Raw genomic sequence first — 5,069 nt, 5'->3', positions numbered from 1 at the left:
GATGGGATGAAGAGCGGCCAGCCTACAGGCCGATATCGAACACGTTCGGGATTTGCGCCAACGGCAGCGTGGCGGCGCCAATGATGGTTGCGACCAGGGTCATCAAGGTGCGGTTGCTGCGGCGCCGGCCGCGCATCTGGCTTGCGATACACTCCAGCACTTCGGTATCGACGCCGACCGCCTTGGTGGGCGCCCAGCTCTCGATCGCGGTATCCGGCGACAGCGCAACGGTGCGCGACGGCACCGGCAGGCCGGAGGCGGAAGCAGCGTGATGCACGACGGCCTTGGCGAACAGGTCGTCGAAACGGCCATCGTCGCTGCGCTCGGCGCCGGCTTCGTTGATGTCGAACAGGGCTTCGGCTTCGGCGCGGCTGACCGGCTCGCTGGCGACGCCGGCGGCGGTGAGGATGCGCGCGCACCAGGCGGCGTCATCGGCGTCGAGCGCGCGGGAAAAATGGATGCGGCCGCCGGCAGTCGGACCTTCGCCGGTGATCACCCCGTCGCGCACGACCGCGAGGGCCTGGGCCGCGGCGCGGCGGTCGGTGATATCGGAGGGCTCGATGGTGCCGGACAATCCGGCGAGAGCGGCGGTAGACATTTCAAACTCTTCTCTTTGGGTCTTGTCATTCTGAACCCCCAGCATTTCCATGCGGGGATTAACGGTGGCTTAACGGATGATTTTGCGGGGCGTCACTTTTTAAGCCGTTGCAGATTTGTCGCTGCGAACGGCGTCCGAGTTCACGCCGATGTCGCAGTCCGGTCAGGCGGGATTGGGCCGGACAAACGGCAACATCAGGGCGCATGACGTTTCCATGTTGCTGAGATCATTTTGTCGCAGGCGACCTTGGCAAAAGAAGATGCTCCCGGTGGCTTTGGCCGGAGAAGGATCTTGTCCTTTTGCGCATGGTGTTCCCCTGCCCGCTTGCGCCTCGTATAGTCCGACAGCGGAATTCTTCTGTAACTAGAACGACATGAGGTCGAGACCTATGACACTGCAACTTGGCGCGGTCGCGCCCGATTTCGAAGCCGACACCACGACCGGACGGATCAAGTTTCACGACTGGATCGGCACCAGCTGGGTGCTGTTGTTCTCGCACCCCAAGGACTTCACCCCGGTCTGCACCACCGAACTCGGCGCACTGGCGAGACTGCAGCCGGAGTTCGACAGGCGTGGCGTCAAGCTGATCGGACTCAGTGTGGATCCGGTAACCAAGCATTCGCTTTGGGTCGAGGACATCCGCGAGACCCAGGGTTTCGGCCCGACCTTCCCGATGATCGGCGACACCGACCTCAACGTCTCCAAGCTCTATGACATGCTGCCGGCGGCCGTCTCCGGCGACGCCAACAGCCGCACCGCCGCCGACAACGCCACCGTCCGCAACGTGTTCGTCATCGGGCCGGACAAGAAGATCAAGCTGGTGCTGGTCTATCCGATGACCACCGGCCGCAACTTCGCGGAAATCCTGCGCGTCATCGACTCCTTGCAGATGACCGCCAGGCACCGCGTCGCCACCCCGGCCGACTGGCAGCAGGGCGAAGACGTCATCATCGCCGGCTCCGTCAGCGACGACGAGGCCAAGACGATCTATCCCGACGGCTGGAAGTCGCCCAAGCCCTACATCCGGATCGTGCCGCAGCCGAAGTAACGGCCGAACATCACCCTCCTCGTCATTGCGAGGAGCTCTTGCGACGAAGCAATCCAGCCGTTCTTCATGGCTCGGGATTGCTTCGCACCGCTCGCAATGACGGCTGAGAGGTCCGGCGCTAGACCTTCGACCCCACCCAGTTCGCCAGCAGCAGGCCGAGCGTGGCCGATGTCGCGGTGACGAAAGTCCCCCAGGCAATGTCGAGGCAGACTACCGGCCAGGTCCAGTGCCTGAGCAGCGACAGCGACGTCAGCTCGAAGGTCGCGTAGCAGAAGAAGCCGAACAGAGCCCCGTACAGCAACGCCGACTGCCAGGTCGCGCCCTGCGAGCCGCTGGCGAAGATCAGGATGCCAGCGATGTACAGGCAGTAGAACAGGATCGCCGGCGCAATGCGGACCGGGCCGAGCATGTCACCGACCTGCGCGGTGAAGAAGCCCTTGGCGATGCTGCCCAGGAAAATCAGATCGAGCGGAAGCATGATGATGAACGTCGCCAGATAGAGAAATGCGTATCGCTTCACGTCGGTCTCCGGAATGATTTTGGGCGCAATGGTCTCGGCAGATACGCGCCAGTCGGTGCAAGGTTGCAAGGTACCGCGGTAATAGATCCGGATCGATTGCCGTGCTGGCGTGTTAGATTTGCCGCATGACCGATACATCCCGCCACATCGTCTGGTTTCGCGACGACCTTCGCCTGTCCGATCACGCTGCCCTTCACGCCGCCGCCACGAGCGGCGCGCCGGTGATCTGTCTCTATGTGTTCGATGAACAGAGCGCGGCATTGCAGCCGAACGCGCGGCCGATCGGCGGTGCGACGCGCTGGTGGCTGGCGCAGTCGTTGCGCGCGCTCGACGCCAGCCTGAAGGCGATCGGCGGCGCGCTGGTGCTGCGCCGCGGCGCGGCCGCCGATGTCATCGCGGCGTTGGCGCGCGAGGTCGATGCCGGCCACGTGCACTGGAACGAGATCGCTCAGGCGCCGCATCTCGCCGTCGCCGACGAGGTGGTCGCCGCATTGGCCGACCTCAACGTCGGCGCACACAGCTACAACGGCGACCTGCTGGTGGCTCCGAAAGCGATCCGCACCAAGGAAGGCCGTGGCCTGCGGGTGTTCACGCCGTTCTGGAAACGCATCCAGGCGATGGGCGATCCCGCCAAGCCGCTGCCTGCACCGAAGAAGCTCAAGCCCGCACCGAAGGTCGCGAGCGACAGGCTTTCCGACTGGAAGCTCGAGCCGACCGCGCCCGACTGGGCCGGCGGACTGCGCGAGATGTGGACGCCGGGCGAAACGGTCGCGCAAGAACGGCTTGCGGAATGGCTGGAGAACGGCGTCACCGGCTACGCGACCGACCGCGACCGGCCGGATCGCGAGGGCACCTCGAGACTGTCGCCGCATCTTCGCTTCGGCGAAATCAGCCCGCGGCAAATCTGGTACGCGGCGCGCTTCGCCGCCGCCGAGCATCCGCAGCGCGCCACCGACATCAGTAAATTCCTCAGCGAGGTCGGCTGGCGCGAGTTCTGCCGGCACCTGTTGTTCGACGTCCCCGACCTCGCGCAGCGCAATCTGCAATCCTCCTTCGATGCGTTTCCCTGGAAGCGCGACGCCCGCGCACTGCTTGCCTGGCAGCGTGGATCGACCGGCTACCCGCTGATCGATGCCGGCATGCGCGAGCTCTGGCACACCGGCACCATGCATAATCGCGTGCGCATGGTGGTCGCATCTTTCCTCGTGAAGCACCTCCTGATCGACTGGCGTGAAGGCGAAAAGTGGTTCTGGGATACGCTCGTCGACGCCGACGCCGGAAGCAATCCGGCCAACTGGCAATGGGTCGCGGGCTCCGGTGCGGATGCCGCGCCCTACTTCCGCGTCTTCAATCCAATCCTTCAGGGAGAAAAATTTGATCCCGATGGAGTCTATGTCCGACGCTGGGTGCCGGAGCTGAAAGACATGCCGTCGAAATTCATTCATCAACCGTGGAACGCTAGCCCGCTAGAGTTTGCGCGCGCGGGCGTCACGCTCGGCAAGACCTACCCGACGCCGATCATCGAACATAAAGCTGGTCGCGAGCGCGCATTGAAAGCGTATGCGTCGACACGAAACAGTTGACTACACGTCGCTCACACTTCATCTGGAGAACGAATCGGACTATCGTCAGAGAATCGATAACCTTTGGGGGATAAGATGAAAGACGACACACCGATTTTGGAGCAGCTGACAGACGCTCTCGGCAGCGCTGCAGATGCGACAAAAGAAGCCGCCACTTCCTTGGTGAAGAAGGTCCGCAAGGCCACCACCAAGAAAGCGGCGACGAAAGCCCCGGCAAAGAAAGCCGTCAAGAAGTCGACCAAGAAATCTTCGGCCAAGAAATCTTCGGCCAAGACAACAGCAAAGAAAGCGAAAAAGACAGTGGCAAAATCAGTGAAGAAGACCGCGAAGAAGGCCTCCAAGGCAGCCAAGACCACCAAGAAGGTCGCGAAGAAGGCCGCCAAGAAGACCGTGAAGAAGGTTGCCAAGAAGGCGAAGAAGGCTGCGCCGAAGAAGGCAAAGAAGGTCGCCAAGAAGTCCAAGAAGTAAGCATCGCAGCCTCGCTGTGATGTGAAAGCCCCCGGGTCAAAGCCCGGGGGCTTTTTCTTGTCTGCCGTTCAGACGCACATCCTGAACGTCATGTTTCATTTGATGTCCGGTGCCGGACCGTATGCCATGCGGCAACGATAAATTGCGCGGGGCCACCCGCCGTCGCGCACATGACAGACCTCCCTAACGCAAGGAATTCCCATGGACGTTCGCGCCGCAGTCGCTATCAGTGCCGGCCAGCCGCTGGAAATCATGACCGTGCAACTCGAAGGGCCGCGCGACGGCGAGGTGCTGGTTGAGATCAAGGCCACCGGCATCTGCCATACCGACGAGTTCACACTGTCCGGTGCCGATCCCGAAGGGTTGTTTCCCGCCATCCTCGGCCATGAAGGCGCGGGCATCGTGGTCGATGTCGGCCGCGGCGTCACCTCGGTGAAGAAGGGCGACCACGTCATCCCGCTGTACACGCCGGAATGCTTCGTCTGTCCGTCCTGCCTGTCGCACAAGACCAACCTCTGCACCTCGATCCGCGCCACCCAGGGACAGGGCGTGATGCCCGACGGCACGTCGCGCTTTTCGATCAAGGGCAAGAAGATCCATCACTATATGGGCACCTCGACGTTTTCGAACTACACCGTGCTGCCGGAGATCGCGGTCGCAAAAATCCGAAAGGACGCGCCGTTCGACAAGGTCTGTTACATCGGCTGCGGCGTTACCACAGGCATCGGCGCCGTCATCAACACCGCGAAGGTCGAACAAGGCGCGAAAGCGATCGTGTTCGGCCTCGGCGGCATCGGGCTCAACGTGTTGCAGGGCTTGCGCCTTGCCGGCGCCGACATGATCATCGGCGTC

6 protein-coding genes are annotated in these 5,069 nt (G+C 62.7%); 4 read left to right on the top strand and 2 right to left on the bottom strand.

Features of this window, described 5'->3' with window-relative positions; all coding sequences use genetic code 11:
- Nucleotides 1-22 precede the first annotated feature (22 nt).
- Nucleotides 23-598 carry a hypothetical protein gene (locus JWQ24_RS16845; protein ID WP_299810308.1) on the bottom strand — a complete coding sequence of 192 codons (576 nt, stop codon included), beginning with the start codon at nucleotides 596-598 and terminating at the stop codon, nucleotides 23-25.
- 388 nt (nucleotides 599-986) lie between these two features.
- Here JWQ24_RS16845 and JWQ24_RS16840 point away from each other — a divergent pair, with 388 nt between their 5' ends.
- Nucleotides 987-1,646: a peroxiredoxin gene (locus tag JWQ24_RS16840; RefSeq protein WP_299810305.1), complete on the top strand. Its 660-nt coding sequence runs from the start codon at nucleotides 987-989 to the stop codon at nucleotides 1,644-1,646.
- A gap of 118 nt (nucleotides 1,647-1,764) precedes the next feature.
- On the opposite strand, the gene JWQ24_RS16835 is transcribed toward JWQ24_RS16840, so the two are convergent.
- Entirely contained in the window at nucleotides 1,765-2,166 is a 402-nt protein-coding gene (locus tag JWQ24_RS16835) for a DUF2177 family protein (RefSeq protein WP_299810302.1), read from the bottom strand.
- 125 nt (nucleotides 2,167-2,291) lie between these two features.
- Here JWQ24_RS16835 and JWQ24_RS16830 point away from each other — a divergent pair, with 125 nt between their 5' ends.
- From JWQ24_RS16830 to JWQ24_RS16820, 3 genes are all read left to right on the top strand, one after another.
- Complete coding sequence (locus JWQ24_RS16830) at nucleotides 2,292-3,749, top strand: deoxyribodipyrimidine photo-lyase (RefSeq protein ID WP_299810299.1); 1,458 nt, start codon at nucleotides 2,292-2,294, stop codon at nucleotides 3,747-3,749.
- Between the two features lie 75 nt (nucleotides 3,750-3,824).
- Nucleotides 3,825-4,217, top strand: coding sequence for a hypothetical protein (locus tag JWQ24_RS16825; RefSeq protein WP_299810296.1), 393 nt, complete (start codon nucleotides 3,825-3,827; stop codon nucleotides 4,215-4,217).
- Nucleotides 4,218-4,418: 201 nt separating this feature from the next.
- Nucleotides 4,419-5,069: alcohol dehydrogenase catalytic domain-containing protein (locus JWQ24_RS16820; RefSeq protein WP_299810293.1), on the top strand; the 651-nt coding region annotated here is incomplete at its 3' end.

Source organism: Tardiphaga sp. (assembly GCF_028290495.1).
Lineage (GTDB): Bacteria > Pseudomonadota > Alphaproteobacteria > Rhizobiales > Xanthobacteraceae > Tardiphaga.
Note: the sequence above shows the minus strand (reverse complement) of the source record. Positions and strands in the feature narration are given on the sequence as shown.

What these genes read in the sequence shown, in the direction of transcription:
- JWQ24_RS16830 (WP_299810299.1), top strand. Translation starts at nt 2,292, where the DNA reads ATGACCGATACATCCCGCCACATCGTCTGGTTTCGCGACGACCTTCGC.
- JWQ24_RS16825 (WP_299810296.1), top strand. Translation starts at nt 3,825, where the DNA reads ATGAAAGACGACACACCGATTTTGGAGCAGCTGACAGACGCTCTCGGC.
- JWQ24_RS16845 (WP_299810308.1), bottom strand. Translation starts at nt 598, where the DNA reads ATGTCTACCGCCGCTCTCGCCGGATTGTCCGGCACCATCGAGCCCTCC.
- JWQ24_RS16840 (WP_299810305.1), top strand. Translation starts at nt 987, where the DNA reads ATGACACTGCAACTTGGCGCGGTCGCGCCCGATTTCGAAGCCGACACC.